Annotated in this window: 19 protein-coding genes; 9 read left to right on the top strand and 10 right to left on the bottom strand. The window is 70.3% G+C overall.

The features are described from left to right. Positions 1-15: 15 nt before the first annotated feature. The gene (locus WME89_RS14085; RefSeq protein ID WP_438009693.1) at positions 16-390 is read right to left on the bottom strand and encodes a VOC family protein; all 375 of its coding nucleotides are present in this window, start codon (positions 388-390) and stop codon (positions 16-18) included. A 245-nt stretch (positions 391-635) separates the two neighbouring features. Here WME89_RS14085 and WME89_RS14080 point away from each other — a divergent pair, with 245 nt between their 5' ends. After that, positions 636-1,553, top strand: a complete 918-nt coding sequence (locus WME89_RS14080) for a LysR substrate-binding domain-containing protein (RefSeq protein ID WP_438009692.1) — start codon at positions 636-638, stop codon at positions 1,551-1,553. A gap of 121 nt (positions 1,554-1,674) precedes the next feature. Here the strand turns inward: WME89_RS14080 and WME89_RS14075 are convergent, their stop codons facing one another. The 6 genes from WME89_RS14075 to WME89_RS14050 form a co-directional block, all read right to left on the bottom strand. Continuing rightward, positions 1,675-2,709 (bottom strand): NADP-dependent oxidoreductase, encoded by a 1,035-nt coding sequence (locus WME89_RS14075; protein WP_438009691.1) that lies wholly within the window; start codon positions 2,707-2,709, stop codon positions 1,675-1,677. A 166-nt stretch (positions 2,710-2,875) separates the two neighbouring features. Next, a complete protein-coding gene (locus tag WME89_RS14070) occupies positions 2,876-3,478 on the bottom strand; it encodes a TetR/AcrR family transcriptional regulator (protein WP_438009690.1) in 603 nt (200 codons plus the stop codon). A 187-nt stretch (positions 3,479-3,665) separates the two neighbouring features. After that, complete coding sequence (locus tag WME89_RS14065) at positions 3,666-5,399, bottom strand: hypothetical protein (RefSeq protein WP_438009689.1); 1,734 nt, start codon at positions 5,397-5,399, stop codon at positions 3,666-3,668. Positions 5,400-6,118: 719 nt separating this feature from the next. After that, entirely contained in the window at positions 6,119-7,261 is a 1,143-nt protein-coding gene (locus WME89_RS14060; RefSeq protein WP_438009688.1) for a glycoside hydrolase family 11 protein, read from the bottom strand. A 741-nt stretch (positions 7,262-8,002) separates the two neighbouring features. Continuing rightward, positions 8,003-8,161, bottom strand: coding sequence for a hypothetical protein (locus tag WME89_RS14055; RefSeq protein ID WP_437666910.1), 159 nt, complete (start codon positions 8,159-8,161; stop codon positions 8,003-8,005). Between the two features lie 148 nt (positions 8,162-8,309). Beyond that, positions 8,310-9,125 (bottom strand): alpha/beta fold hydrolase, encoded by an 816-nt coding sequence (locus tag WME89_RS14050; protein WP_438009687.1) that lies wholly within the window; start codon positions 9,123-9,125, stop codon positions 8,310-8,312. A gap of 312 nt (positions 9,126-9,437) precedes the next feature. Here WME89_RS14050 and WME89_RS14045 point away from each other — a divergent pair, with 312 nt between their 5' ends. After that, entirely contained in the window at positions 9,438-9,947 is a 510-nt protein-coding gene (locus WME89_RS14045) for a MarR family winged helix-turn-helix transcriptional regulator (protein WP_438009686.1), read from the top strand. Between the two features lie 94 nt (positions 9,948-10,041). Here WME89_RS14045 and WME89_RS14040 read toward each other — a convergent pair whose 3' ends face one another. Beyond that, positions 10,042-10,446 (bottom strand): hypothetical protein, encoded by a 405-nt coding sequence (locus tag WME89_RS14040; RefSeq protein WP_437625689.1) that lies wholly within the window; start codon positions 10,444-10,446, stop codon positions 10,042-10,044. A gap of 357 nt (positions 10,447-10,803) precedes the next feature. Here WME89_RS14040 and WME89_RS14035 point away from each other — a divergent pair, with 357 nt between their 5' ends. The 5 genes from WME89_RS14035 to WME89_RS14015 all read left to right on the top strand — a co-directional run bounded on the left by WME89_RS14035 (position 10,804) and on the right by WME89_RS14015 (position 20,716). Next, the gene (locus WME89_RS14035; protein ID WP_438009685.1) at positions 10,804-11,991 is read left to right on the top strand and encodes an FIST signal transduction protein; all 1,188 of its coding nucleotides are present in this window, start codon (positions 10,804-10,806) and stop codon (positions 11,989-11,991) included. A 6-nt stretch (positions 11,992-11,997) separates the two neighbouring features. Further along, positions 11,998-12,984: an STAS domain-containing protein gene (locus tag WME89_RS14030; RefSeq protein ID WP_438009684.1), complete on the top strand. Its 987-nt coding sequence runs from the start codon at positions 11,998-12,000 to the stop codon at positions 12,982-12,984. Between the two features lie 130 nt (positions 12,985-13,114). After that, entirely contained in the window at positions 13,115-15,940 is a 2,826-nt protein-coding gene (locus WME89_RS14025; RefSeq protein ID WP_438009683.1) for an ATP-binding protein, read from the top strand. Between the two features lie 216 nt (positions 15,941-16,156). After that, a complete protein-coding gene (locus tag WME89_RS14020; protein ID WP_438009682.1) occupies positions 16,157-18,928 on the top strand; it encodes a beta-propeller fold lactonase family protein in 2,772 nt (923 codons plus the stop codon). A 273-nt stretch (positions 18,929-19,201) separates the two neighbouring features. Continuing rightward, the gene (locus WME89_RS14015) at positions 19,202-20,716 is read left to right on the top strand and encodes an arylsulfatase (protein WP_438009681.1); all 1,515 of its coding nucleotides are present in this window, start codon (positions 19,202-19,204) and stop codon (positions 20,714-20,716) included. Between the two features lie 76 nt (positions 20,717-20,792). On the opposite strand, the gene WME89_RS14010 is transcribed toward WME89_RS14015, so the two are convergent. Further along, positions 20,793-22,088: a S1 family peptidase gene (locus WME89_RS14010; protein WP_438009680.1), complete on the bottom strand. Its 1,296-nt coding sequence runs from the start codon at positions 22,086-22,088 to the stop codon at positions 20,793-20,795. 420 nt (positions 22,089-22,508) lie between these two features. After that, positions 22,509-23,354, bottom strand: a complete 846-nt coding sequence (locus WME89_RS14005) for a ketopantoate reductase family protein (protein WP_438009679.1) — start codon at positions 23,352-23,354, stop codon at positions 22,509-22,511. A 430-nt stretch (positions 23,355-23,784) separates the two neighbouring features. Here WME89_RS14005 and WME89_RS14000 point away from each other — a divergent pair, with 430 nt between their 5' ends. Both WME89_RS14000 and WME89_RS13995 read left to right on the top strand, forming a co-directional pair. Then, on the top strand, positions 23,785-25,143 hold the full coding sequence (locus tag WME89_RS14000; protein WP_438009678.1) for an RNA polymerase sigma factor: 1,359 nt from the start codon (positions 23,785-23,787) through the stop codon (positions 25,141-25,143). Further along, positions 25,140-26,288, top strand: coding sequence for a hypothetical protein (locus tag WME89_RS13995; RefSeq protein ID WP_438009677.1), 1,149 nt, complete (start codon positions 25,140-25,142; stop codon positions 26,286-26,288). The genes WME89_RS14000 and WME89_RS13995 overlap by 4 nt, the downstream gene beginning before the upstream one ends. The last annotated feature ends 21 nt before the right edge of the window (positions 26,289-26,309 follow it).

The raw sequence follows: 26,309 nt of genomic DNA, 5'->3' as shown, positions 1-26,309 counted from the left end.
CTGGCGGAGCAGCCCTCACTGCGCGGGCTGCCAGAGCTCGACGGGGTTGCCGGAGGGGTCATCGAGCAGGATCTGGGAGCCGCCGACTCCCCTCACGATGTCGTTGCGGAACCGTAGTCCGGCCGCGCGGAGCCGGGCTACCTCGGCGCTGAGATCCGCCACTGGCAGCTGGATGCGGTTCCAGCCGCCGGGGACAGGCTGGCGCCCGTCGGGCATGGGCCGCGCGCCGGAGCTGGCCTTCCCGCTGAGCAGGAGCCGCAGGTCGCTGCGGGTGACGGACGCGAACGCGGGTCGGGCGTCGGTTTCGAGCGTGAAGCCGAGGTACGTCGTGTAGAAGGCGATGGCGGCGTCGACATCGTCGATCATGTAGCGGACGGTGACCGTGCTCATGGAATCCAGTCCTCCTCGCGGTGATGTGCTCGTCAGGGGGGTACAGCTGGACAGCCACGCCATCCACAGGACCGACGAGGCCTTGAACGCCGACCTCGCGAAAACCGATCTTCTTTTTCTGCTGAGGCACATGAATCGCGGGTCCTCCGTTCCTCGGGGACAAGATAGCTGCGCGCGCGCAGATGACCATGAGGCGCGCGGGCAACGCATTGTCAACCCCAGGTTAACGACCTACCCTCGACGCCGTGGACCTCTTCACCGGTGTGATCCCGTTCGTCTGCGTGGCGGAGGCGGGGGGCTTCCGCGCCGCGGCCGCGCGCCTCGGCGTCACGGCCGCCGCGGTGAGCAAGTCGGTGGCCAAGCTGGAAGCCGAGCTCGGGGTCGTGCTCCTCGAGCGCACGTCGCGCCACGTCGCGCTCACGCCGGAGGGCGCGATGTTTCTCGAGCGCTGCCGCGCGGCGATGGCGCAGCTCCAGGCGGGGCGCGAGCAGGTCGCCGGCGCCCAGCGGGAGCCGCACGGCACGCTGCGCGTGACGTTGCCGCCGGTGCTCGGTCGCAGCGTCCTCCCGGTCGTCGCGCGGCTGTCGGCGCGTTACCCGCGTCTGTCGATCCGGCTCGTCGTCACCAACCGCCTCCTGCGGCTCGCGGAGGAGGAGATCGATGTCGCGCTGCGCCTGGGGCCGCTCGCGGGCTCGTCGCTCATCGCGCGCGCTCTGCGGACTCCGCGCTGGATCACCGTCGCCGCCCCGGCCTACCTCGCGAGCCGGGGTGCGCCGACCTCGCCGGCTGACCTCGCGCGGCACGAGTGCATCAAGTTCGTGCTGCGCGGCAAGGTCGTCGAGTGGAGCTTCCGCGCTGGCCATGACGCCATCACCGGCGCGACGCCCTCGCGCATCCTGCTCGACCAGAGCGATCTGCTCATCGACGCGGTAGCGCACGCGGTCGGGGTGGCGCAGGTCCTCGATTTCATGGCCGCGCCGCTGCTCGAGGCGGGGCTCCTCGTGGAGGTCCTGGCGCCGTTCGCGACCGACGGGCCACCGCTGCACGCGCTCACGCCGGCGCGCCGGGCCTCCGTCCCGCGCGTGCGCGTCTTCCTCGACGCGCTCGGCGACGCGCTCGGCCGCGGCGCTCATGGCCTTCGGAGCCCGTCGAGAACGGGGTGAAGAAGGGGTGACTCCGACCCGGCCGACGTGATCACGAGGGCGCGTCGATCAGCCCGAGATGACCTTCGTGCACGTCGCGAGCTCCGGCTGCCCCCGGCCGCCAGGGCTCGGCCGGCCCGGCTCAAGCGTCGGCGACGCGCACCACGAGCTTGCCGAAGTTGCGCCCCTCGAGCAGGCCAATGAACGCCGCCGGCGCGCTCTCCAGCCCGTCGACCCGGTCCTCGCGCAGCTTCACCTGGCCGGCGTCGACCCACGCGCCCATGTCGCGGCGGAAGGCGTCGAAGCGGTCGGCGTAGTGGTCGAGGATGACAATGCCCTGCATGCGGATGCGCTTCTGCAGCACCGTCGACATCGTCTTCGGCAAGCGGTCCGGGCCGGGCGGCGGAGCGTCGTCGTTGTAATGGGCGATCACGCCGCACACCGGCACGCGCGCGCCGAGGTTGAGCAGCGGCAGCACCGCGTCGAACACCGCGCCGCCGACGTTCTCGAAATAGACGTCGATGCCGTCCGGGCAGGCGGCGGCGAGCCGCTGCGCGAGCCGCGGATCGCGCCGGTCGAGGCAGACGTCGAAGCCGAGCTCCTCGACCGCCCAGCGGCACTTGTCGGCGCCGCCAGCGACGCCGACCACGCGCGCGCCCTGGAGCCGGGCGATCTGCCCGACCACCGCGCCGACAGCGCCTGTCGCCGCGGCCACGACCACTGTCTCGCCCGGCCTGGGCCGGCCTATATCGAGCAGGCCGACGTAGGCGGTGAACGCAGGCATGCCGAGCCCGCCCAGCGCCAGCGACGGCTGCGCCATCTCGCCGAGCGGGACCAGATCCTGGCCGTACGACAGCGCGTAGTCCTGCCAGCCCGCCCTGCCGAGCACCAGATCGCCGGCGCGGAATTGCGGGTGCCTGGAGGCGACGACGCGGTTGACCGTGCCGCCCACCATCGGCTCTCCCAGCCGCACCGACGGCGCGTAAGCAGGCCCGATCTCGTTCATCACCTCGCGCATGTACGGATCGAGCGAGAGATACAGCGTGCGCAGCAACACCTGCCCTTCGCCCGGCGTGGGCACGGCGGTGTGTTCGAGGCGAAAGTCCTGCGGTGTCGGCAGACCGCGCGGGCGCGCGGCGAGGACGATGCGACGGTTGACGGGTTCGCTTTGCGGCATGGCTTGCTCCTGTGGCGTGGGTGGAAGAGCTCCGGCTGGACCGCCCCCGCGCGCCGGACGGCAACGGCGAGCGCGGACCAGCCAGAGCAGCGGGCAATTTCACGAGTAGACCGGTCGTCTAGAAACGGGGAACAGAAAAGGCGGGAGCGCGCGCGCATCTCCCGCCTCAAGCGTCGTGCGCCAGGCCGAGCAGCTGCCGCGTGCTGGCCATGGCGGTGTCCAGCGGCGCGCGGTGGCGGGCGATCTTGGCCAGCAGGCTCGCGCCGAGCCAGGTCTGGTAGAGGGTGGCGGCGACCGCCTGCGCGTCCGGCGCGGCCGGCAGCGAGCCGTCCGCCCTGCCCGCCTCGATGCAGCGCGCCAGGCGTTCGACCACGCCCCGGGTGCCGCGCTCCAGCGCCGCGCGCATGCTCTCGGACAGATCGCTGACCTCCGCGCCGAGCTTGACCGCGAGGCAACGGCCCTGCGCCTCGTCGCCGGTCTGCGAGTCGATCCAGTCCCGGAAGTAGACCATCAGCCGCTGCGCGGCCGTGCCCGGCTGCGCCAGGAGCGCGTCCATGCGCGCCAGATAGTCGGCGAAGTAGGCCTCGAGCACCGCCTCGCCGAAGGCCTCCTTGGAGCCGAAGTAGTGATAGAACGAGCCCTTCGGCACCTGCGCCGCCGCCAGCACCTCGGCCAGCCCGACCGCGGTGAAGCCCTTGCGCAGCAGCAGCGGCTTGGCCACCTCGAGGATGTGCTGGCGGACGTCGGTGACGGCGGCGGTCGCGTTCACGGAACCGTACTGTAGCGGCTATTAGACCGGTCGTCTAGTCCCCGCTGCGCGGCGCCGCCGCCTTGCGACGGGCGGCACCCGGCTTCACGACGGCCGGCGCCGGCTTCGCGACACGGGCGGCGCCCGCCTTCGCGACGGGCGGCGCCGGGGCGCGGCGCTCATCCGCCATGTCGCCGATGGCCGAGCGTCACTGCCCGAAGCCGTCGTTCGCGTGAGGCGCGTTGTTCACGCCGTCGCTCCCCTGACGGAACGACCGCGCGGAGGAGAAGTCTCGGGGGTCGCCGTTGAGGAAGGCGCTCCCGCTGGTGAGCGCGAAGACCATGCCTTCATGGCCAAGGCCGGCCGACAGGCTCTTTCCAGGCGCGGACACCGCGAGATCCGCCTTCCCATCGTTGTTGTAGTCGCCCGTGCGAACGACCTTGCCGAAATGGTCGCCGTCACCATGGAACTCGTCGCATATCGGGGAGGAAAAGGCGAATCCTACAGACTTCTCCTGGGTCCAGTGCCGGCGAGAGAGGATGGAGAGCCCGCTGGACATGCTGTACAGGATGTACGCCGCGCCGGTCCCGGAGTACCCCGCTCCCGACTCGGACGGGGCGCCGATCACGAGATCATCCCCGTGCTGGCCGTCGAGGTTGCCGGTCGCGAGCGCTTGACCGAACCACAAGTGCTCGTTCCCTGCGTTTCCCAGGAAGGACGGGAAGAAGCGCTGGTTGCCGAAGGTCGACAGCCCGTTGTTCGTGCCATAGACCACGCTCACGGATCCCTGAGATACATCGTACCCGCCGAGCACGGGCACGCGGTCCTGGGGCGTGCCGATCGCCAGGTCCGCGAAGCCGTCGTTGTCGAAGTCTCCGGCTGCGAGCGCATCGCCGAAGCTGTCCTCGTTGTGGTATTCCCCCTGCAGGCCGTCGTACCCTTGCCGGAGCATGTAGAGGTCCCTGGCCGCGAAGCCGGACGATGTGCCGTAGATCAGCGCGACGAGGCCCCTGGAGTGCCATTCGCTCCCGATCGCGAGATCGTCGTGGCCATCGCCGTCGAAATCGGCGGCCGCGAGCGTCTCGCCTGCCCAGAAGATCTTGTTGGACGGGCAGCTGCTCCCCGCGGGCGCGAGGCAGCGACGGATGGTGCCCGCCTTTCCGTACCCCAGCCCTTGCGGCGTGGCCGAGCCGTAGATGATGTTGACGCCGCCGGTGGGGTAGTCTTCCCCCGGCGCGGGGTAGCCTTCCCCCGGCGCGCCGACGGCGAGGTCGTCGATGCCATCGCCGTTGAAGTCGCCCGACGCGAGCGCGGCGCCGAACGCGTCTCCCGCCTCGGGGGTCCCGGCCACGCCGATGGAGCTCTGGGTGATGAGCTGTGCTTTTGCGTTGCCGTCCGTGCCGCCCGGCTTGAGCCCCGCAGCGATGAAGGCTTGCCCCGGAAGACCGTAGATGATCGCCACCGCTCCGGCAGACGTCGAGCCATCCACCTCCCGTGCCCGGATGCCGATCGCCAGGTCGGTCCACCCGTCGGCGTTGAAGTCGCCCCAGGCGACCGCCTTGCCGAAGGAGTCCTGTGCTGCCGGCGCGACGCCCGCGAGCCCGAGCGACGCGATCGAGAATGTCTGATCAGCGCGCCCCGTGCCCGCCGCGCCGGTCGCGGAAGCTCCCTCGCTCGATCCATAGATGACGTGGACCAGGCCGGCATTCTGCGCGTCACCCACATCCTCGGCGTGCGCCGAGATGACGAGATCGGCATAACCATCGTGGTTGAAGTCGGGCTCTGCCGCCTGTGCCGCCGCGCCCGACCAGAGCACGCCCGCCGTCGCGAGGAGCACCGAGGCGCCACGCCGCGGCAGCGCGTCCGGGGCCGTACCGGCGCGGGCGCTCGAGGTGGCACGCGGCGGCATGAGAGGTAGAAGAGAGAACGCCTGCTTCGTCATCGTGAGGCCTCCGGGTAGCTCGCGGCTTGCGTCGCGCTGATGCGCGTATCCGCGAACGCACAGAAAGAGAGCACGCGTCGTGCCGCTCCTTCGGGTCGGCCATCCGGCGGGGAGACGGCACGCCGGCGCCTCGATGCCCGCACCTGCGGCGAGGGGCAGCCGGACTGCACCCGCGGAAATTCATGAGGTCGAGGCACCTGCAGCTCGCTGCGAGGATGTCGGAGGAAAGCCCAGCTCTCGGGCGGCCACGCGCTCCGCGCATCACGGCGCGAGGCGACACCCTCCTCCAGCTGGAGGCTGCAGCCTCCAGCGGCGCGGAGCTGGTCGAGCAGGCAGGCCGGGCGCGTGTCCCCGCGACGCGTTCGCCCGATGGCCGGACGATGCGCCATCCCAGGTCGCCTTCACGCCGGCCGCCTGCGCAGAGCGGTGCGCGGGCGGCGCGGTCGAAGGGCGGATCAGCCGGCGCCGGCGGAGGCCGGGGATCTGGATGATGAAGCCCGCCGATGGGATCGTTTTGTTGGGGAGCTCGGCCGATGTGGATGATCCGGCTCAGGAGGCGTTCCTGAACGTGATCGCCGAGATGGGTGCGGGAGAAGGGAGCCCAGACGCTGCGGAGACGTCAAGCCCCAGCTGCGGGACCTGCGCTTGGGCTGCCAGAGCGCTCTTCGATGCGCTCCGCCCCCCCTGCGTCGCGCCACCGGGTGCTCAAGGCCGAGCGCTCATCTCATCGACACGTTCACGTCAGCGCTGCCGCTGCTCTGGTACCCCTCCACGACCATCGAGACCTCGTACAGGTTCCCCAGGTTCATCCCCAGGCCCGCCCACGCATTGAAGTGGTTGGCGACGGTGATGGTTCCGCTCGTGCGCTTCGACGTACGGACGCTCCAGTACTGATAGAAGGTCGCGTTACCATCGATGGAAGGCTGGTTGACGCGCTGGGTCCGATAGATGTCGTAGGTACCGCCATCGCTCGTAACGGTGCCCATGCGCCCCTCGCCGCCCGGCGGACGCCAGCTGCCCCAGCTATCCACGATGTAGTACTCCACGAGCGGGCTCCTCGTCCACCCATAGACACCGAGGTACGAATTGCCGTTCGGCCGGTAGTCGGCGCTGTAGGTCACGATCTGGTTCTTCGACCCGGGTCGCAGACCTTTACGGCCCAGCAGGTTGTTGATGTTGCTCCATTCCACGCTGAAGCCATCATTGGTGTTGGTCTGGCAGCCGGTCCCCGAGTCCTTCCAGTACTCGAAGGCGTAGCCGCAGTGGGTGCCATTCTGATTGGCGCAGACCCTCTGGTCGGCTGCCGTGCACGTGCTGCCGCCGCCGCCCGCCCCGCCGGAGCCGCCCGCCCCGCCGCTGCCACCGGCCCCGCCGCTGCCGCCGGCGCCGCCCGCCCCCGAGCTGCTGCTGCTGCTGCTGCTGCTGCTCGAAGAGACGCTCGAGCTGCTGCTCGACGAGACGCTCGAGCTGCTGCTCGACGAGGAGGAAGTGCCCGTGCCGACCGTGCCTCCGGTGCCGGTGACCGAGGCGATCGAAGGCCGCCCGGAGCCGCTGCCGCAGAACCCCCACTCCACCGAGCCGCCTCTCGGCACCGCTCCGTTGTGGCCCACGTTCGTGGCAGTGAACTGCCCGCTCCCCGGCGTGACGTTCACGTTCCACGGCGTGCTGTTCGTCGAGCCGTTGAGCGCGACGCCCACGCTCCAGCCGGTGGTCGCCGGTGCGCGGTTGTTGTTCGTTACCTTCACGCTCGCGCAGTAGCCGCTCCCCCAGTCCGACTGAAGTGAGAGTACCGCCGCCATCGAGCCGTCCGCGCTATTCACGGCGGAGTCGAGCTGGTCGACCTCCTCACCCTCGATGGGCATGACGCTGCAAGCGAGCAGACTGAAAGCGAACGAAGCGGAAATGTAGCCAAGCAGGCGAGTGACGCGCATTAAGATTCTCCATGACAGGATCGTTCGAGTCGCAGGCTTCTACTCAAGACGAAGAAGTAAACAAGCGAGACGCCTGCGAGCTCCACCGAGCCATTGGTTAGAGTTCAAGATTCCCGGCAACCATGTTCTTGATCACGGCTGCATCTGCGGGGTGTGCCGACAATATGCCTGGCGTACACGAGGATTGTCGGAGAGACACTCACATGCGGGCACCCCGCGCGAGGGGGGCCTACATCGGGAAAAGCAAGGGCAACCTGGACGCGCAGCTGCAAGAAGCAAGTGATCCGGCAGGTACCTCCCCCCCCTGCGTCGGCCCTGGCGCGTCCTGCGACCGACCCTGGCGACCGGCCGAGGACGCTCCGGATCGCCAAGTGGGATTAGACTATTGATACAAATAGGGGGAGAAAGTCAAGAGTCTTTTCTAACCCCGAGGCTGTTTTGCCCTGCAGCGTCTTGCGAGATACAGCCACGTTGCGCGCGGGGGTTCGGTGATAGAACCAGGATTCGTTCACTCTCCTGGAAAAGCGACACCATATCGATGATCGAGCCATGCCGCCGATGGGGCCCTCTGCTCGGCACGTCAGCCCACGAGCGCTCGTCCCTTTCGACTCGGCATCGCCCCCGCGGTGGCGGGCGGCCTTGCGCGCCGCGCCCGCCTCAGGCGGATCAGGATCATCCGGTCTTACGGTGAAACTTCACGAAGAGCCGCACCGGACCGTAAGGGTGGACCTGATGCAGCGAGAGCCCAGGGCGCTCCGGGTCCAGCAGCATCTCTCGACCGCCGAGCTCGTCGATGCGGTGCCGGAGCCGCCCGGAGACAATGTGGTTCACGCCACACACACCGGGTCTGGACGCATGGGATCGACTGGGGCTCTCTCGCCGCTGAGCTGCCCTCCCAGGCGCTGGCGCGAGGCGAGGCTGTCGCCTGCCGCGGCGGACGCTGGAGGCCGACAGGGGGCGCCTGCGGGGCAGCAGAGCGTCACTCGCTGGGCTTCGCCGGGTTGGACGTGATGGGCGCTGCTCGAGCGAACGAGGTCAACAGATCGATGACCTCCTCCGCGCGTTCGATCTGCGGAAAGTGCCCCGCCCCGCTCACGGGCTTGAACACGGAGCCGGGCATGCTCGCGGCGTAACGCCGGCCGTAGTCGAGATCCACGATGCGGTCGCTCTCGCCCCAGACGACGAGCGAGGCGACGGAGAGCTGTCCGAGCCTCGCGTGCAGCGTCGGGTCGTGCATGAACGGCTCCCCCGCGTAGACGCGGAGGGCTCGCTGGTTGTCCGGCATGTGCTTCGCGGATTCCGGGCTCGCGAGCCGGGCAGCGAATCGCGCTGGATCGTGGAACGAGAGCGCCAGCCGGTCCTTCGGCGGCACCGTCATCGGGTCGACGATGGTGCGCGCCGGCGATCCGGTGTCGATGCCGACCGCGTTGAGCAGCGCGACCGAGGCGACGCGCCGCGCGCCGCGCAGCGACATCTCCGCCGCGAGCCAGCCGCCGAAGGAGTTGCCGACGAGGACGACGTCGGAGACATCGAGCATGTCGAGGAGGGCCAGATACGTGAGCACGAGATCATCAACCCGCGCGATGCGCTCTGGCCTGACAGTGCCCGCGAAGCCCGGGTGCGTCGGCACGAGGACGCGCGCATCCTTCGCCAGGCCTTCGGCCAGCTCGGCCATCGAGCTCGGTCCGGCGCCGCCGTGCAGCAGCACGAAGGTAGGTCCGCCTTCACCGCGATCCTCGAGCGTGACCGGCAGCGTGCCGGAGAAGAGCGACACCTGGTTTTCGTGATTTCGCATGCTGTACACCTCCACGTCACGGCCAGTCTATATAAACATGTTTACTTGTCAAGCGCCCCCGGGGAGAATGCCTCGTGACCCCCGGTTCTCCTGGGGCGAGCGGGCCTGCACGTGGGCCGGCGCGCGGGCCTGCGCGTCGCCACGTCCCGAGGTGGATATGGACGCCGGGCAGGCTCGCGCCCGCCTTGGAACCTTCCTGCCGGTGGAGATCATCGCTCGGCCCGCCGGGGCTCGATCCCCTCTCGGGGTCCGGGGTCGGCCTGGCCCGTTTACCTGGTCGACGCCACAAATGCAGCGCGTTAGCATCCGGCCATGGCGGTGAAGCTTCGAGACCTCGGCCTGGCGATCAAGCGGCTACAGATGCGGCACCACCGCTCGGTCGACGCCAGCCTGGCGCCGCTCGGGATCACGCTCGTGCAGTGGGACGCGCTGCGCCATATCGCGAACAACCCCGGGGCGTCCTCTCATCAGCTCGCTGAGCTGACTTTCCAGACGGATCAGGCCTTCGGCACGCTGTCGGCCCGGCTGCTCGAGCGCGGCTTGATCGAGCGACAGGTCGGCCCGGGACGCGCGATACGCCACCATCTCAGCCCGACCGGGGCAGACCTCATGAAGAGAGGGACTGCCGTGGTCGACGAGGTCCTTCGAGCGTCGTTTGCGTCGCTCACGCAGGCGGACGTGGAGCTCCTCCATCGCCTCGTCGTGCGCGTGCTCGAGTCGCCCCTGGCAGTCGGTACGACACCGCCGGAGCAGGATGAAGAGCGTCCGAGCAGCCGACCGGCTCGACCTGCGCGCAGGTCGAGCCAGCGCCGCGACAGCTGACGTTCGGGGGCTCTCTGCCGTTCTCCCCGCCTCCGGCTGGCCCCTCTCTGGGTCGGCTCACCGGAGGCAGGATGCGACGTCGCCCGTGCGGAGCTCAGGACCCCTTGCGCCGCGCCGAGTCCCACCCGCGCCGCACGGCGCCCTTGGCCTCATCCCAGGTGCGCCCGCTCTTGAGGTCTGTCCACTCCTCCTTGAGCTTGCTCTCGACCCGGTCGTCCCAGTCGTGATGCTCGGTGTACTGGCCCGCGGCGCCCCAGCCGTAGCGCAGCCCCGGCTCGGCGTCATCCCAGTCGCTGTTCGGCACGTGGCGCGGGGGAATCGGCTCCTTGCCGAGCGCCTGCTTCACCGTGTCGTCGACGTCCTGGTTGAGCTCCTGTCCCTTGTTGTTGGTGAAGTCCGCCTTGGTCTGCTCCCAGTCGCGCCGCAGCGCTTCCTTCACGCGCTCCCAGCCGGACGTCTTGTGCTCATCCCACCACCTCGGATTGCTTGCCTGGGCCATCGGTACCTCCATCGATTCCGTTGAACGTGCGCCGGCTCGAGCGCCGAGCACGCCGCGGCAGGGCGTGGCGATACACGAACGGTGCCGCCGCGATCACCTTCCGGAAATCTGATGTACATACGGGCACTTGCAGCGCGGCGCCGGACGTCCGCGCGACGGCCCTGCCCGCTCGCCGGCGTCCGCAGGCAGGTCGCATGCGGCAGGCAGTCACAGGCCTGAGACGAGATGCCACAGCGCGCCCTCCGCCCTCGCCGACGTCCAGGTCGCCGTCAAATCGCGGCAGGGCCGGCGCGCGTTCGTGTATAGGTCGTGGTCATCGCGCCATCGTGAGCGAGTGAGCAAGGGAGAGCGGTGCGCATGAAGATTGCTACCTCAGCCTCCACCGCGGCGGCGGCCGGCGAGGCGTTCGACGAGGCCGTGTCGGCGCTCCGGGCCAGCCTGGGCACAGCGCCCGACCATATCTTCCTGAGCTACACCGAGCCGTACGACGTCGACGAGCTCGCGCGCGCCACCGCGGCGCTGCCGGCCTCGGTCCGCGTCCACGGCTCGAGCTCGTGCCTGTCCGTCATGACCGCCGCCGGGGTCCACGGCGCGCCCGGCCCAGGCCTCGCCCTGCTCGGGATCGCCGACGCCCAGGGCGCCTACGGCGTCGCCGCCGAGCGGATCGGCGCTGCGCCGCGCGCGGCCGGCGCCCGCGCGGCGCAGCGCGCCATCGAGGACGCCAGCCGCGCCGGCGAGCTCCCGGCCCTGTTCTGGCTCACCTCGCAGACCGGCGCGGAGGAGCAGGTCCTGCTCGGCATCGAGGACGTCGTCGGCGCCGACGTGCCCGTGTTCGGCGGCTCCTCGGCGGCCGACTCCCTCGACGGAGCGCAATCGCAGCTGGAGCGCGGCCGCGCCCACAGGGACGCCGTGCTCCTGACTGCCCTCTACCCGTCCGGGGAGATCAGCCATGCGTTCAGCAGCGGCTATGTCCCCACCGAGCACCGCTGTCGCGTCACCCGCGCCGAGGGCAGGCGCCTGCCCGAGATCGACGGGCTCCCGGCCGCCGAGGTGTACAACCGCTGGACCGGCGGCCTGATCTCCGGGCAGCTCGGCGGCGGTTCCATCCTGGAGCACACAGCGCTCCACCCCGTCGGGCGGCCCTCGGGCTGGATCGGTAAGGTCCCCCAGTTCCTGCTGATTCACCCGAGCACCGTGGAGAAGGACAACTCCATGACCTTCAGCGCGAACATCAACGAGGGGGACGAGCTCGTGCTCATGAGCGGGTCGCGGGAGAGCCTCATCGGCCGCGTCCGCTCCGTCGTCGACGCCGCGCGGGAGTCCGCGCCGCCCTCGTTCCGCGCGCAGGGGGCGCTCGTGATCTTCTGCGCGGGGTGCATGCTCGCCGTGCGCGACGACATCGACCGCGTGGTCGAGGGCATCGTCGCGTCGCTCGGCGCGACGCCGTTCCTCGGCAGGTTCACCTTCGGGGAGCAAGGGTGCTTCGCGCGCGGCAGGAACCAGCATGCGAACCTCTCCATCTCCGTGATCCTCCTCGGACAGTGAGGCGCGATGGAAGACGAGGCCGCCCGCGAGACGATCGCCGAGCTGCTGCGCGCGCGTGAAGAGGAGCGGGCGCTCCGGCTGGAGGCAGAAGGGCTGGCGGAGGCGCTCCTGCTCTTCACGGAGCCAGGCACCTTCGCGGAGACGCTGGCGCGCGTCGTCGAGGTGATCGCAGAGCGTCTCGACGCCGCCGCCGGGCTCGTGATCGCCTTCGCCGAGGGGGCTGACGGCGAGGTCATCGCCGCCACCGATCCAGGGCTGTCGCTGACCGCGTGGCAGAGCGGGCCGGCGTTCACCCGCGCCCTCGCGGGCCGGCCGGTCGTCAGCTTCGACGTCACCCAGCTCGCCGAGTGGCAGCGCCAGCCGGAAGCCGTCCTGGAGCGCTACGGCTCCGCGCTCCACGCGCCCCTCCAGGCCGGGGGGCTGCAGGCGCTGCTCGTGCTCGCCCACCCCGCGCGCGCCTTCTTCGGCGCGCGCCACGTCAGCCTCGTCCGCCGCCTCCTGCCCGCGGCGGCGCAAGCGCTCGCGCGCGCCCGCGCCGAGGAGGAGCTCGCCCGGGCGCGCGAGCGCGCCCACGAGCGGGAGATCACCGAGAAGCTCTCGCTCATCGAGCACCAGCGCGCCGCGATGCGCGCGCTGTCCATGCCGATCCTCCAGGTGTGGCGCCAGATCCTCTGCGTCCCGGTGATCGGCCTCGTCGACGAGGAGCGCTGCGCAGACCTGATGGAGAAGCTGCTCGTCGCCGTGAAGGCCACGAGGGCGCGCGCGGTGATCATCGACGTCACCGGGCTCGATCGGATGGAGGCGAGCGCGCTCGCGCTCTTCCTGCGCGTGGCGACCGCGGTGAGGCTCCTCGGCAGCGCCTGCGTGCTGGCCGGCATCGGCCCTGAGGTCGCCCGGGGCCTCGCGCAGGAGGGCGAGGAGTGGCGCGCTATCGTGACGTACCGCCGCCTGCAGGACGCGCTCCGACAGCTGCTCCCCTCCTCGCCCAGGTAGGCGCGGCGCGCGGCGCGCGACCACGAGGCGCAGTGTTTCGGAATAGGCCACGTCGATGATCCGTGTACGATGGCCGGTCATGACCAAACAGGCGGGGCGGGGTGGGCCACGGCTTCGCGCAGCACCGAGCTTGTCCTTCTGGGTCGCAGGACCGCTGGTCTTCGCGCTGCTCGTGTTCGTGGTCCCGGGGATCTGGATCGCGGCGTGGGCCATCGAGGGCGCGATCCTGACGAACGAGCTGGGGGTCCACACGCGGACGCACGACGAGTGGACCCGCCGCATGAACGACCGCCTGATCGAGGCGGAGGCGAGCGTCGCCCGGTATGGCCGTTTCCTCACCATGGCGCTCCAGGAAGACCCTGTGGGCTCCCCGGAGAGGTTCGACGCCCTGGTCGGGCCCGCGCGCGACGGTGGGATGGTGTCGCGCAAGGCGGGCTTCGCTCCGGGGCGCGATGCCGTCATCTGGCTGCCCGCAGGTTACCCGCTCGACGACAGGGAGAGGCTCTTTTTCCTGGAGACGAAGCGCGTGACCGAGCTGTATTCGGCGGGAGCTCCGGGGGAGCCCGTCAATACATGGTTCATCCCCGCCCGGAACGGGCTCGTGATGTACTGGCCCAGCTACACGAGCTACATCGACCAGGTCGACACGACCGTGGACTTCGTCAACTCGGCGTGGATGGCGCTGGTGCTCCCGGCGAACAACCCCGAGGGGAAGCCGCGCTGGACGCCGACGAGCTACGACCCGGCGGCGCGCCAGTGGATGGTGAGCGTGGTGGTGCCGTTCTTCCGCGCCGGGGCGTTCGCGGGCAGCGCCGGGCACGACGTGACGGTCGACGCGGTGATGAACAGCTTCCGGGAGCTCTCGCTGTACCCGGGGACGGAGCACGCCCTCGTGAGCGGCGATGGAACGCTGCTCGTGTCGAGCGTGCACCAGAGCGAGATCCACGAGAGCAAAGGGACGCTGACGGTCGACTCCGTGGGCGACGCGGCGCTGAAGCGGGCCTTCGAGGAGGCGAAGCGCGGAGACGGCCGGGCGGCGCGCGTCGTCAGCGACACCGCCGAGCGCGTGATCGTGGCGGCGCGCATCGCGGCGCCGGACTGGTACCTGCTCACCGACGTGCCTCGCGCGGCGATGCTCTCGTCGGTGAAGGGGCTTTACTGGGACTACCTGCTGATCGCGGCGATCTCGATCCTGGCGATCGTGGCGCTGCCCGTGCTCGTGATCATGCGCGTGACCTTGCCTTCCGTGCGGCAGCTCGTCACGGCGGCGGAGCGCATCCGTGGCGGCGACCTCGAGCAGCGCTTCGAGGCGTCGGGCACCCGGGAGTTCGTGCATATAGGCGGCGCGCTCAACGCCATGGCGCAGCAGCTCCGCGAGTCGTTCGCTGCCCTGGAAAAGACGAACGAGGAGCTCGAGCAGCGCGTCGAGCAGCGCACCGCCGAGCTCCAGGAGGCCAAGACCGCCGCGGACGCGGCCAACCGGGCGAAGAGCGACTTCCTCGCCAACATGAGCCACGAGCTGCGCACGCCGCTGAACGGCATCCTGGGATACGCCCAGATCTTGAAGCGCTCCACGCGCCTCGGCGAGCAGGAGCAGCGCGGGGTGGACGTCATCTCCGAGTCAGGCGCCCATCTGCTGACCCTCATCAACGACGTCCTCGACCTGGCGAAGATCGAGTCGCGGACGATGGAGCTCCACCCCAACGATTTCGACTTCCCCTCCTTCCTGCGCGCGACGGTCGAGATCTGCCGGATCCGCGCGGAGCAGAAGGGGATCGAGTTCGTCTACAGGCCCGGCCCCGCGCTGCCCGGGGGCGTGCGCACCGACCAGCGGCGCCTGCGCCAGATCCTGCTCAACCTGCTCGGCAACGCGATCAAGTTCACCGAGAAGGGCCGCGTCACCTTCACGGTCACGGAGGCGCAGGGCGGAGAGCAGGACGCGCGCGACGAGCTCCCGCAGGACGGTGCGAGCCGCGGAGCGCAGGCCGGGAAGCGCACGATACGGTTCGAGATCGAGGACACGGGCAGCGGGATCGGCGCCGAGCACCTGGACCAGATCTTCCTGCCGTTCAAGCAGGTCGGGGACAAGAAGCGCCACAGCGAGGGCACCGGGCTCGGGCTGGCCATCAGCCAGCGGATCGTCGCGCTGATGGGCAGCTCCATCCAGGTCAGGAGCGAGCTCGACAAGGGCAGCGTCTTCTGGTTGGAGCTGACGCTCGCCGAGGCGCCGAACTGGACCGAGGCGGCGAGGCAGACCGCGCACGGGCAGATCGTCGGCTACAAGGGCGCGCGGCGGAAGCTCCTCGTCGTGGACGACAAGCGGGAGAACCGCGCCGTCATCATCAACATGCTGGAGCCCCTCGGGTTCGCGGTGACGGAGGCGAGCGACGGCCAGGAGGGCCTCGACAGGACGGCGAAGGAGGGGTTCGACCTGATCATCACCGATATCGCGATGCCCGTGCTCGACGGCTGGGAGATGATGCGCCGCATCCGGAAGATGCCGGAGCGCGCGGGGACGATCCTCATCGCGTCGTCCGCCAGCGCCTTCATCACCGATCAGGACAAGAGCCTGGATGCAGGCGCGGACGACTTCGTCGCCAAGCCGCTGCAGATGGAGGAGCTCCTCGAGAAGATGCAGCGGCACCTCGGGCTGGAGTGGATCCACGAGCGGCAGGACGGCGCGACCGGAGAGGCGGAGGCCAGCCCCAGCTCGGGGGTGACCCCTGCCTTCGGCACGGCGGATGTCCCCCTGCCCCCGGCCGAGGATCTCAGGGCCTTGCGCGATCTCGCGCACAGGGGGCTCGTCAACCAGATCCAGAAGTACGCAGACAAGCTCGATCAGTCGAACCCGGCGCTCGCGCCGTTCACCAAGCATGTGCGCCAGCTCGCCAGGGACTTCCGGCTTGAAGCCATAGAAGAATTCGTCGGCCGGCACCTCGACAGCGGCTCCCCGTGAGCGCCGCTCGAGGGCCGTGGGCCCTCGAGCCCCCAGCGCCGCGCCAATGCGCCGCGCCAATGCGCCGTGGACACCTCGACGGGGCTTCGTCCCTGGCCTGACCGGCCCTGTGTGTGAGCGTGTAGCCGGATCGACGCCAGTGATCCCGCAATGGCGGCGCGATCACACATTCACGTTTTTTATTGTGAAAGACTTCACTTCACGTACGTTGAAGAAATGCTGCCCCAATGCTGCTTGCGCCGCTTCCTGGCTGTATGCACCGGTGCTACGGCCACGCTCCTCGCCGCCGCTCTCCCCGCGGCGGCCGCGACACCGTTCACGACCTTCGAATCGGGCCAGGTCCGCCCCATGGCTCTGTCCAGGGACGGCAAGCTGCTCTTCGCCGTGAACACGCCCGATAACCGGCTGGAGATCTTCCGCGTCCACGCCAATCGTTTGCAGCTCAGAGCGTCTGTGCCCGTGGGCCTCGAGCCGGTCGCCGTGGCTGCCCGTGGTGAAGACGAGGTCTGGGTGGTGAACCACCTGTCCGACAGCGTGAGCGTCGTCGATGTTCGCGACGCCGAGAAGGCGCGCGTGGTTCGTACGCTGCTCGTGGGCGATGAGCCGCGCGACATCGTATTCGCCGGGCCGCGGCGCTCGCGGGCCTTCATCACCACGGCGCACCGCGGGCAGAACATCCCCTTCGATCCGCAGATCACGACGCCCGGCGTGGGGCGCGCGGACGTCTGGGTGTTCGACGCCGACCACCTCGGGCCGTCGCTCGGCGGCGCGCCGCTCTCCATCGTGACGCTCTTCAGCGACACGCCGCGCGCGCTCGCGGTGACGCCGGACGGCAAGCGCGTCTACGCCGCCGCCTTCCACTCGGGGAACCGCACGACGAGCATCGACGAGAGCCTCGTGCCGAACGGCGGGGAGGCCGAGGGCGGCCTGCCGTGGCCCAACACGAATTTCGAGGGCATCCCCCAGCCGGAGGTCGGGCTGATCCTCAAGTTCGACGGGGCGCACTGGGTCGACGAGCTCGGTCGTCCCTGGGACGACGCGGTGCGCTTCTCGCTGCCCGACAAGGACGTCTTCGTCATCGACGCGACAGCCAACCCGCCGCGCCAGGTGGCCGGGCCAGGCGGCTTCTTCACGGGCGTGGGGACCATCCTGTTCAACATGGTCGTGAACCCGGTGAACGGGAAGGTCTACGTGTCCAACACCGACGCCCACAACGAGGAGCGCTTCGAGGGGCCGGGCCTCTTCGCTGGCCACAGCGTGCGGGGCCACCTGCACGAGAGCCGGATCACCGTCCTCGGCCCGAGCGGCGTCGTCCCGCGGCACCTCAACAAGCACATCGATTACAGCAGCTGCTGCGCGCCCGTCTCGAGCAGCGAGAACGCGAAGAGCCTGGCGCAGCCCACGGAGATGGCCGTGACGAGCGACGGCAAGACGCTGTATGTCGCGGCGCTCGGCTCGGACAAGATCGGCGTCTTCGACACGGCGAAGCTCGAGAAGGGCACGTTCGTGCCCAGCACGGCGAACCAGATCCACGTCCCCGGGGGCGGCCCGACCGGGCTCGTCCTCGACGAGGACAGGCATCGGCTCTATGTGCTCGCGCGCTTCGACAACGCGATCTCGGTCATCGACACGCGGACCCGCCACGAGGTCGCGCACGTGCCGATGCACAACCCGGAGCCTCCGAGCGTCGTCCGGGGGCGCCGCTTCCTCTATGACGCGTCGCTGAGCTCGAGCCACGGCGACTCGTCCTGCGCGAGCTGCCATATCTTCGGCGACTTCGACAGCCTCGCGTGGGATCTGGGGAACCCGGACGGCACCGCGCTGGTGAACCCGGGGCCTTTCTGCACCGATCTCTTCGGCCAGGACCCGACCCTCCATCCGATGAAGGGGCCGATGACGACGCAGAGCCTGCGCGGCATGGCGAACCACGGGCCGATGCACTGGCGCGGCGACCGGACGGGCGGCCATGACGAGCCCACCGCGCAGCCGGACAGCGGGGTGTTCGACGAGCGGGCGGCGTTCAACAAGTTCCGGACGTCATTCGTGGACCTGCTGGGGCGAGACGAGGCCATCTCGGAGGAGGACATGGACGCGTTCGCGGACTTCATCCTCCAGGTCACCTATCCGCCGAACCCCATCCGGGCGCTCGACGACTCGCTCACGCCCGATCAGCAGGCGGGGCGCGACTTCTTCGGGGGGCCTGTCTCGAGCATCCTCGGCGCCTCGTGCATCGGGTGCCACGCCGTCGACCCGGAGGCGAACCCCAACGACTTCGCGCCGGGCTTCTTCGGCAGCGACGGCGGCTCGGCCAACGCCAACGAGTCGCAGCTCTTCAAGGTGCCGCACCTGCGCAATCAGTACCAGAAGGTCGGGATGTTCGGGATGGCCGAGTCGTTCGTGTTCCCGTTCGGCGGCTCCAACGCGCACATGGGCGACCAGGTCCGCGGCTTCGGGTTCCTGCACGACGGCGCGGTCGATACGCTGTTCCGGTTCAACGCCTTCTCCGATTTCGTCCAGACTCCGGAGACGCCGGGCGGCTTCCCCGTCGGCCCCGAGGGGGACGTCATGAAGCACCAGGTGGAAGCGTACATGCTGGCGCTGGAGTCGAACCTAAAGCCGATCGTGGGCCAGCAGATCACGCTCACGTCATCGAACGCGGCGGTGGCCGGGCCGCGGATCGACCTGCTCGTGGCGCGCGCGGACGCGGGCGATTGCGATCTCGTGGTCAAGGGCCGGTCCCACGGCGACGAGCTGGGCTTCCTGTACACCGGGGGTGGCCGGTTCGAGGCCGACCGCGAATGCGAGCCGCAGCGATCGGAGGCCGAGCTGCGCCTGCTCGCGAGGGGGCGCCGCGGCGAGCTGACGTATACGTGCGTGCCGCCCGGCTCGGGGGAGCGGATCGGCATCGATCGCGACGGCGACGGCTTCCGCGACGGGGACGAGCGGGACGCGGGGAGCGACCCGGCCGACGCGGCGAGCGTGCCGTGACAGAACATCAGGGGATGCTGTCGTAGCCGTCGAACCGCGTCGAGCGGCTCTCGCGGCCGTGGCGCATCTCGGCTGGCGGCTCCCCGTGCCGCTCATGTTCTCCGCGATCTGTCCTTCCAGCAAATCGCCACGTCCTCAGCTGCAGTGAGGACAGCGCGAACGCGACCGTCCACCACGGGATCACGCGGCTGCGGAGCGCTGAGCCCATGTTCGGTGCGCCCAGTGCGGGCTCTCCCGACTTGTCGAACATCGTTCGGATGCCATTCTAGCGCCATGTCTACGTCTGGTACGCCTGCTCCGAAGACAGCAAAGAAGCCCAGTGGCAAGCCCAACGTGCTCATCCTCTGGGGAGACGACATAGGCGTCTGGAACATCAGCTTCCATAGCCGCGGGATGATGGGGTATCGAACCCCGAACATCGATCGGATCGCCGAGGAGGGGCTCGCCTTCACCGATTACTACGGGCAGCAGAGCTGCACCGCTGGCCGGGCGGCGTTCATCACCGGCCAGAGCCCGATCCGCACCGGGCTCACCAGGGTGGGGATGCCCGGCGCCGACATCGGCCTCCGGCCCGAGGACCCCACGATCGCCGAGCTCTTGAAGCCGCTCGGCTACGTGACCGGGCAGTTCGGCAAGAACCACCTCGGCGACAGGGACGAGCACCTGCCCACGAACCACGGCTTCGACGAGTTCTACGGCAACCTCTACCACCTGAACGCCGAAGAGGAGCCGGAGCACCCCGACTACCCCGAGGACCCGGCGTTCCGCGAGAGGTTCGGGCCGCGAGGCGTGCTCCACTGTTTCGCCGACGGGCGCATCGAGGACACCGGCCCGCTCACGCGCAAGCGGATGGAGACCATCGACGACGAGATCACGGACCGGTGCCTGGAGTTCCTCGAGCGCGCCCACCGCGACGGGAAGCCGTTCTTCATCTGGTACAACACGACCCACATGCACTTCCGCACGCACGCGAAGCAGGACGTGCGGGGGAAGAGCGGCCAGGGCGTCTACAACGACGTGATGGTCGAGCATGACGAGTATATCGGCAAGCTCCTCTCCAAGCTCGATGAGCTCGGGATCGCCGACGACACCATCGTCCTGTACTCGACAGACAATGGGCCCCACTTCAACACCTGGCCGGACGCCGGCATCACCTGCTTCCGCAGCGAGAAGAACACGAACTGGGAGGGCGCGTTCCGAGTGCCAGCGTTCGTGAGGTGGCCCGGGAAGATCCCAGCCGGGAAGGTGCTCAACGGGATCGTCTCCCACCAGGACTGGCTGCCGACGCTGCTCGCCGCCGCGGGCGTCACCGACATCAAGGAGAAGCTCCTCCACGGCCACGAGGCCGGCGACAAGAAGTTCAAGGTGCACATCGACGGCTACGACATGCTGCCCTACTTCACCGGGCAGGCGACGGAGAGCCCGCGAAGGGAGTTCTTCTATGTCGGCGACGACGGCGATGTTCTGGCGATGCGCTATGAGGACTGGAAGCTCGTCTTCATGGAGCAGCGCGCCACGCGCTTGGAGATCTGGGTCGAGCCGTTCGTCTCGCTGCGGACCCCGAAGATCTTCCACCTCCGCCGCGACCCCTTCGAGCGGGCCGACGACGGCTCGAACACGTACTGGGACTGGGTCCTCGACCATGCGTTCCTCCTCGTGCCCTGCCAGGCCTACGTGGCGAACGTGCTCAAGTCGTTCGAGCAGTTTCCGATCCGGCAAAGGCCGGCGGCGTTCAATCTCGACCGCGTGATGGAGAAGCTCAACCAGAACCGCATCAACGGTGACTGATGACGGGGCGGCCAGCCCCTGCTCGAGGCCTGCGCGCGGATCGGAGCCGCGCGCTGGCCGCTCCGCGCGCTCGCTCCTACAAGCGCTCGATGAGGATGCTCCGGGTCTTGTCGTCGAAGTTGTGGGGGGCGAGGTTCGCGTCTGCCGTGAGGACGCGCGACGCGGACGAGTATCGCCAGAGCCCGTCGTAGATCGTCAGCTTGAAGCCGGAGGGGACGCGGACGGAGCTGGCCCTCTGGTCCCATGGGGTGCTGTAAAACAGGGAGGAGCCGACGCCGTACACGACCGAGGCGCCCGAGAAGTTGGCGTGCTCGTAGAAGGTGACCACGTCCAGCTGCGGGTCCGAGGCGTTCGCGACGATGAGGCTCGAGATGGTGTTGTCGAAGCCCGCGGCCACGAGATCCGTGTCCGAGGTGAAGACGCGCGCCTCGCGCCCGAATTCGTGGTCGATGAAGACCGTGACCCGGAGCCCGGCGGGGACCCTGATGGCGCTCGCGCGGTTGTCTCCGATGATCGTCGTGTCCGGGAGGTTGTGGCGGCCGATCCCGAAGCCCTGCGAGATGCCGGCGAAGCTCGAGAGATCGTGGAGCACGACCTGGCCGCTGGGGTGGACGGTGGGGCCGCCGGCGATCGTCGCGTCGATCCACGCGCGGTGGCGCGCGACGTCGACGCCGAGGAGCCTCGCGTGCAGGTTGGTGCCGTCCTGCCCGTTCGAGGCCGAGAACACGGCGACCTGACGCCCGTCGACGAACCACGGGCCGCCGGAGTCGCCGCTCCAGCCCGAGCCCGTCACGCCGGTCGCCAGGAGCTCCTCGTCGGAGTACCAGCCGTCGATGTGGAGGGTCGCCTTCTTGAGCGACGGCGCCATCACCAGCGGCGTGCCCTCGCTCCCCCAGCCGTAGGCCGTCGCGTCCCTGCCTGTCGCGACCGACGTCGCCTGGGCCAGCTGGACGAACGGTCCATCGGCATTCTCGGTCAGGTGGAGCAGCGCGATGTCGGCCTTGGCCGAGGGCACCTCGACGGCGTCGACCGCGATGCGCCGGCCCTCGCGGTACGTGTTGCTGCCGACGCGCACCGCCGAGGTCTCGCCCTCGTCCGCGATGCAGTGCTGCGCGGTCAGCACCCAGCGCGGCGCGACGAGGCTGCCGGTGCACTGGTAGAAGTCGCCGGTGGTCCCGCGCACGTCGAAGACCTGGACGGCCCAGGGGCTCGCCTCGGCGACCTCGCCGCCGACGATCTCGGACGACTGCGAGTCGAGCGGCTCGAACGGCTCGTCCGACACGCCATCAAACGAGCAGCCCGTGGAGAGGCCGAGCGCGGCGACTGCGCACGCCGCGAGACCAAGCTGATGACCAAGTTCTCTCTTCTTCATTCTGATTCTGCCTCCACACCATGATTCTATTTAAACGATCGTTCGCGCCGAGGGAGCCCGCCTCCGCAAGGCGGCTGCCAGCGCCATCGAGGTCAAGCCAGCATTCGTCAGCAAGCAGATGACCGGGGCCTGTGATGACGGCGCTCCCGGCGCGACGCCGGCGTCTCCGAGCAGACCCATGGGCGCATCGGGCCGAATGCGGTGGAGGGGCCACCGGAAGGCCGAGGCGGGCGTACGAAACCGCCCGCGACGGCTCAAGAATCACGTCCGGAGCATGCCGCGTTACCTGGAGCGACGCCAGACAGCGATCTGGAACGGCCGCGTTCGAGGCGTGGAACAACGCCCCATCCCGCTGTTCGCATCGAGCTGCATCTTTATGACGAGCGCGCTGACCTGGTCAGCGCCGTGATGCGGCGGGGGTCAGGGGCGGATGGCCTGCAGCGCGGCGGTGCGGCCCGGCGCGGCGGCCGACATCATGTCGATCAGCATGCGCGCCTCGGCGGGCCCGAGGGCGCCCAGGTCGCGCAGCACCTTCGTGCGACTCAGGCCCCACAGGAGTGCGGTGACGACGACGCTGGACAGGCGGCTCAGCGCGGCGATCACCGGCGGACGGAGCGTGTTCCCGAGGTCGCGCACCAGGCGCAGGCCCGCCGCCAGCGCGTCCGCGTGTCGCGTCGCCTCGCGCCAGGTGAGCCCCGCGCCGCGCCGGACCACGAGCACGCTCGCGGCCATCAGCGGCGCCACGAGCGCCGCGTGCGTGCGCAGCCAGCTGTGCATGTCGGCGTCGACCACCGTCGGGATGCCCGCGTCCGCGAAGACGCGCGCCCACGACGCCTCGCCCACGGTGGTGCCGGCGCGGATCTGCGGCGCGAGCACGCCGTCGCGGAGGAGCGCGAAGACGCCGCCCGGGAACCCGAACGCGAACCGCGCCGCGCCGACCGCGTCGCGCAGCGGCTCGAGCGGCTCGAACGTGTTGAACATGAACATCACCGTGCGCGCGGCGCTGCGGGCGAGGGCGGGGAGGATCTCCGCGACCTGCGGCGCGAGGACGGTGACGAGCACCAGGTCGTAGGGGACGCCCTCGTCGAGCGCCGCGGTCACCCGCACCGGCGCGCGGTCGCCCGAGGCGAGCACCACGGCGCCGTCGCGCTGGAGCTGCGCGAGCCGCGCGTTGCGCGCGACGACGGTGACGTCGTGTCCCGCGCGGGCGAGCTGGAAGGCGAACGTGCTCCCGATGGCGCCGGGTCCGAGAATGGCGATCTGCATGGGGCGCAACATGCGGGGCGCGGGGAGCACCGTCAACGCGCAGCGGTGGCAAGCGGTTTTCCACGGATGCAAAACGGGTGGCGCGTGACGCTCGCGCGGCGCGCTCCGGACACCCGGACCCATTGAACATACCAAGTCACGACGGGCCGGCGGCAGCTCTCATGATGGGTGAGCCTCCTTCGCTCCTCTTTCAAAGGCATGCTGTGTATTCATGCCGAGCATCGACGACCTATTTCCTCGCGCACCGGACCACCCGGACCGTTGACGGTGCCGGAGGCTAGCTCAGCTGCCCCCGAGCCCGCGTCCGGTCTCCGACGGCAGCTCCGGCCGGCCTCGATCGACCGCAGGCGAGGACCAGGAGCGCCTCCCTCCCACGCACCGGGCGGTGCGATTTCCAGACGACCCCGGAAAGCTCCGCGCAATTCTGGATATGACCACACGCGTTGCTGCCTCCGAAGACACCTCCCGCGATCCCACCTGGAATTCCGTCCACACCGCCGCCCTTCACGTCCTCCCCCGCGCGCTCCGGCTGCTGGGGGTCGACGAGCCCGACATCGACGACCTCTGCCAGGAGGTCCTGCTCGCGGCGTACGAGAGCCTGGATCGGTTCGATCCCGCCTACCCCGCGTCCGCCGCGCCATCGCCGCCGCTCGAGAGCGCCTCCGCCGGCGATCCGCCGCCGTGGGAGGGACGGCACCAGAAGGGCAGCAGCGCGGAGGCCCGGTGGGTGTACGGGATCGCGTGGCGGAAGGTCAGCCACTACCTGGACCGCGCCTACCGCCGCCGCGAGTTCCCGAACGGCCTGCACCCCGCGCCGTACGGCCAGCCCGTCGATCCCGTGCCGAGCAGCGAGCAGCGCATCGCGGAGCGAGAGCGGCTCGCGCTCGCGATCGAGGTGCTCGGCACGATCGCCCCGGAGCGGCGGATCGTCCTCGTCCTGCACGAGGCGTACGAGGTGCCGATCGTCGAGATCGCGCGCGAGCTCGCCATCAACTACAACACCGCCTGCAGCCGGCTGCGCCTCGCCCGCGAGGACTACCGCGCCGCCGTCCGACGGCTGCGCCCGGAGCAGCGACAGGCGCTGCGCGCCTGCTGGCTCCCGTTCCCGCTGGCGTCGGCCTTCCTGACGCACGATGAAGGCGCGAGCGACTCCGCACCGCACGCGCTCGCGCCGCACACGCCCGCGGCGGCCATACCGCAGGCGCCCTCGCCGCAGGTGCCCGCGCCGCCCGTGCCGCCGGCTCCCCCACCCCGCTCGCCTGCGGCGACCTCGCCCCTGCGACGGACGCTCGCCCAGCTCGGCCCTTCCCTCGGCACGGCCGCGGCGGGCGGCGTTGGGGTCGTCGCCCTGCTGGTCGCCCTCGCCCCGCCGTCGCTCCTCTGGGCTGGCCGCTTCGGGACGCTGCTGCCCGAGATACTGCCCGCTCGCAGCGCCTGCCTCGCAGCGACCCCACCACCGCACGCGCCGGAGCCGCCGCCCGGCCCGCCCGTCCCTCCCGCAGCCGAGGCGCTCCATCGCCCGTGCGCCGCCACGCCGCGGACAGCGCCGCCCGCCAGCGAGCAGGAGGCCCCGAAGGACATGTTCGAGCAGGAACGCCGGCTGATCACCTTGGTGCGCGAGACGCTCACCGCCGGCGATCCCGCCGGGGCCCTCCGGCTGCTCGCCATGCACGACGCGCGGTTTCCCACCGGCCGGCTGAGGTCCGTACGGGAGCGGCTGCGCACCGTCGCCCGCACGCGCCTCCCGCAAGCGGCGCAGAGCCCGTCAGGAAGCGAGCCCTCGCGATGAGCAGGCCCAGCATCGGACACGCGCTCGGCGCACGCTCGGCCCGCTGCGCCCCCGGACCGCTGCGGGGCGCGCGCCTCGCTCGCCTCACGGCGCATGCCGCGGTGGCCGCGGCCATGGGCCTCCTCCGCGTCGCGGACGCGCACGCCGCGCCGGAGCCGCCCCCGCCGGCGGTACGGCTCGAGGTCGTGCGCGGCCCCGGCACCGAAAGCTGCCCCGACACGAAGTTCCTGCGCGCGGAGGTGGCGCGAGGGCTCGGCGCCGACCCGTTCCAGGACGACGCCCCGCAGGTGATCACGGTCCGCATCACCCGGGAGGGACCGGAGATCGCGGCCTCGCTGGCGCTGCGCGACAGCGACGGAGAGACCCTGTGGGCGGATGGCTTCGGCACCCGGAGCCCCTGCGACGAGCTGCTCGCCGGCGTGGCCCTCGCGATCGTCGCGCAGCTGCTCGGCGCGCCGGAGCCGGCTCCCCCGCCGCCCGAGCGCTCCCCACCGCCCGAGCCGCCGCCAGCCGACCCCTTGCGGCCCGAGCCCTCGCCGCCGCCTCCGCAGGCGCGGCGCGCCGCGCCGGAGAAACCTCGGCGGGCCGGGCTGCCGCAGGCGCGATCGCGGCCCGAAGCGGCGCCGGCGCCCGCGGAGCGGCCGCGCCTCGAAGCGGGGCTCGGGGCGACCCTGGGCCTGGGGATCACGCCGGGGGCCGCGGCCGGGATGACGCTCTCCGTCGGCGTGCGCCGGTCCGGATGGTCGGTCGCGATCGAGGGGCGAGGGCTCGTGGCCCTGGCGCAGGACGTAGAAGCGGTGCCCCTCGGCGCGAGCGCCTTCACGGCGGCTGCCGTGCCCTGCCTTCGCGGCGTCCGCCTGTTCGGCTGCGGGGTTGCCACGCTCGGCGTCGTCCGGTTCGTCCCTCGCGACCCGTGGAACCTGGCTTTACGCGACGACGCGCTGCTGGGCCTCGGGGCGCGACTCGGCAGCGACTGGCCCCTCTCCGACAGGTGGTTTGCGCAAGGGTATGCCGAAGCCACCGTGGTCGTGGCGGACGCGGTGCTCCGGCGCCAGGGCGATCCGCGCAGAACCCCTGGATCCCTCATGTGGTCGTCGCCTCCGTTCGCTGCGGCGCTCGGGCTTGGCGTCACGGCAACGTACTGAACCATCTCGCCCACGTCGTAC

Origin of the sequence: Sorangium sp. So ce321, assembly GCF_051530195.1 — a bacterium.
Taxonomy (GTDB): domain Bacteria; phylum Myxococcota_A; class Polyangia; order Polyangiales; family Polyangiaceae; genus Sorangium.
The sequence above is the reverse complement of the archived record's forward strand: the minus strand, read 5'-3'. Positions and strand labels throughout refer to the sequence as shown.

Coding starts and splice junctions, on each gene's coding strand:
- WME89_RS14035 (WP_438009685.1), top strand. CDS start 10,804: ATGAAGATTGCTACCTCAGCCTCCACCGCGGCGGCGGCCGGCGAGGCG.
- WME89_RS14000 (WP_438009678.1), top strand. CDS start 23,785: ATGACCACACGCGTTGCTGCCTCCGAAGACACCTCCCGCGATCCCACC.
- WME89_RS13995 (WP_438009677.1), top strand. CDS start 25,140: ATGAGCAGGCCCAGCATCGGACACGCGCTCGGCGCACGCTCGGCCCGC.
- WME89_RS14060 (WP_438009688.1), bottom strand. CDS start 7,261: ATGCCCATCGAGGGTGAGGAGGTCGACCAGCTCGACTCCGCCGTGAAT.
- WME89_RS14075 (WP_438009691.1), bottom strand. CDS start 2,709: ATGCCGCAAAGCGAACCCGTCAACCGTCGCATCGTCCTCGCCGCGCGC.
- WME89_RS14030 (WP_438009684.1), top strand. CDS start 11,998: ATGGAAGACGAGGCCGCCCGCGAGACGATCGCCGAGCTGCTGCGCGCG.
- WME89_RS14065 (WP_438009689.1), bottom strand. CDS start 5,399: ATGACGAAGCAGGCGTTCTCTCTTCTACCTCTCATGCCGCCGCGTGCC.
- WME89_RS14005 (WP_438009679.1), bottom strand. CDS start 23,354: ATGCAGATCGCCATTCTCGGACCCGGCGCCATCGGGAGCACGTTCGCC.
- WME89_RS14015 (WP_438009681.1), top strand. CDS start 19,202: ATGTCTACGTCTGGTACGCCTGCTCCGAAGACAGCAAAGAAGCCCAGT.
- WME89_RS14040 (WP_437625689.1), bottom strand. CDS start 10,446: ATGGCCCAGGCAAGCAATCCGAGGTGGTGGGATGAGCACAAGACGTCC.
- WME89_RS14010 (WP_438009680.1), bottom strand. CDS start 22,088: ATGAAGAAGAGAGAACTTGGTCATCAGCTTGGTCTCGCGGCGTGCGCA.
- WME89_RS14085 (WP_438009693.1), bottom strand. CDS start 390: ATGAGCACGGTCACCGTCCGCTACATGATCGACGATGTCGACGCCGCC.
- WME89_RS14050 (WP_438009687.1), bottom strand. CDS start 9,125: ATGCGAAATCACGAAAACCAGGTGTCGCTCTTCTCCGGCACGCTGCCG.
- WME89_RS14020 (WP_438009682.1), top strand. CDS start 16,157: ATGCTGCCCCAATGCTGCTTGCGCCGCTTCCTGGCTGTATGCACCGGT.
- WME89_RS14045 (WP_438009686.1), top strand. CDS start 9,438: ATGGCGGTGAAGCTTCGAGACCTCGGCCTGGCGATCAAGCGGCTACAG.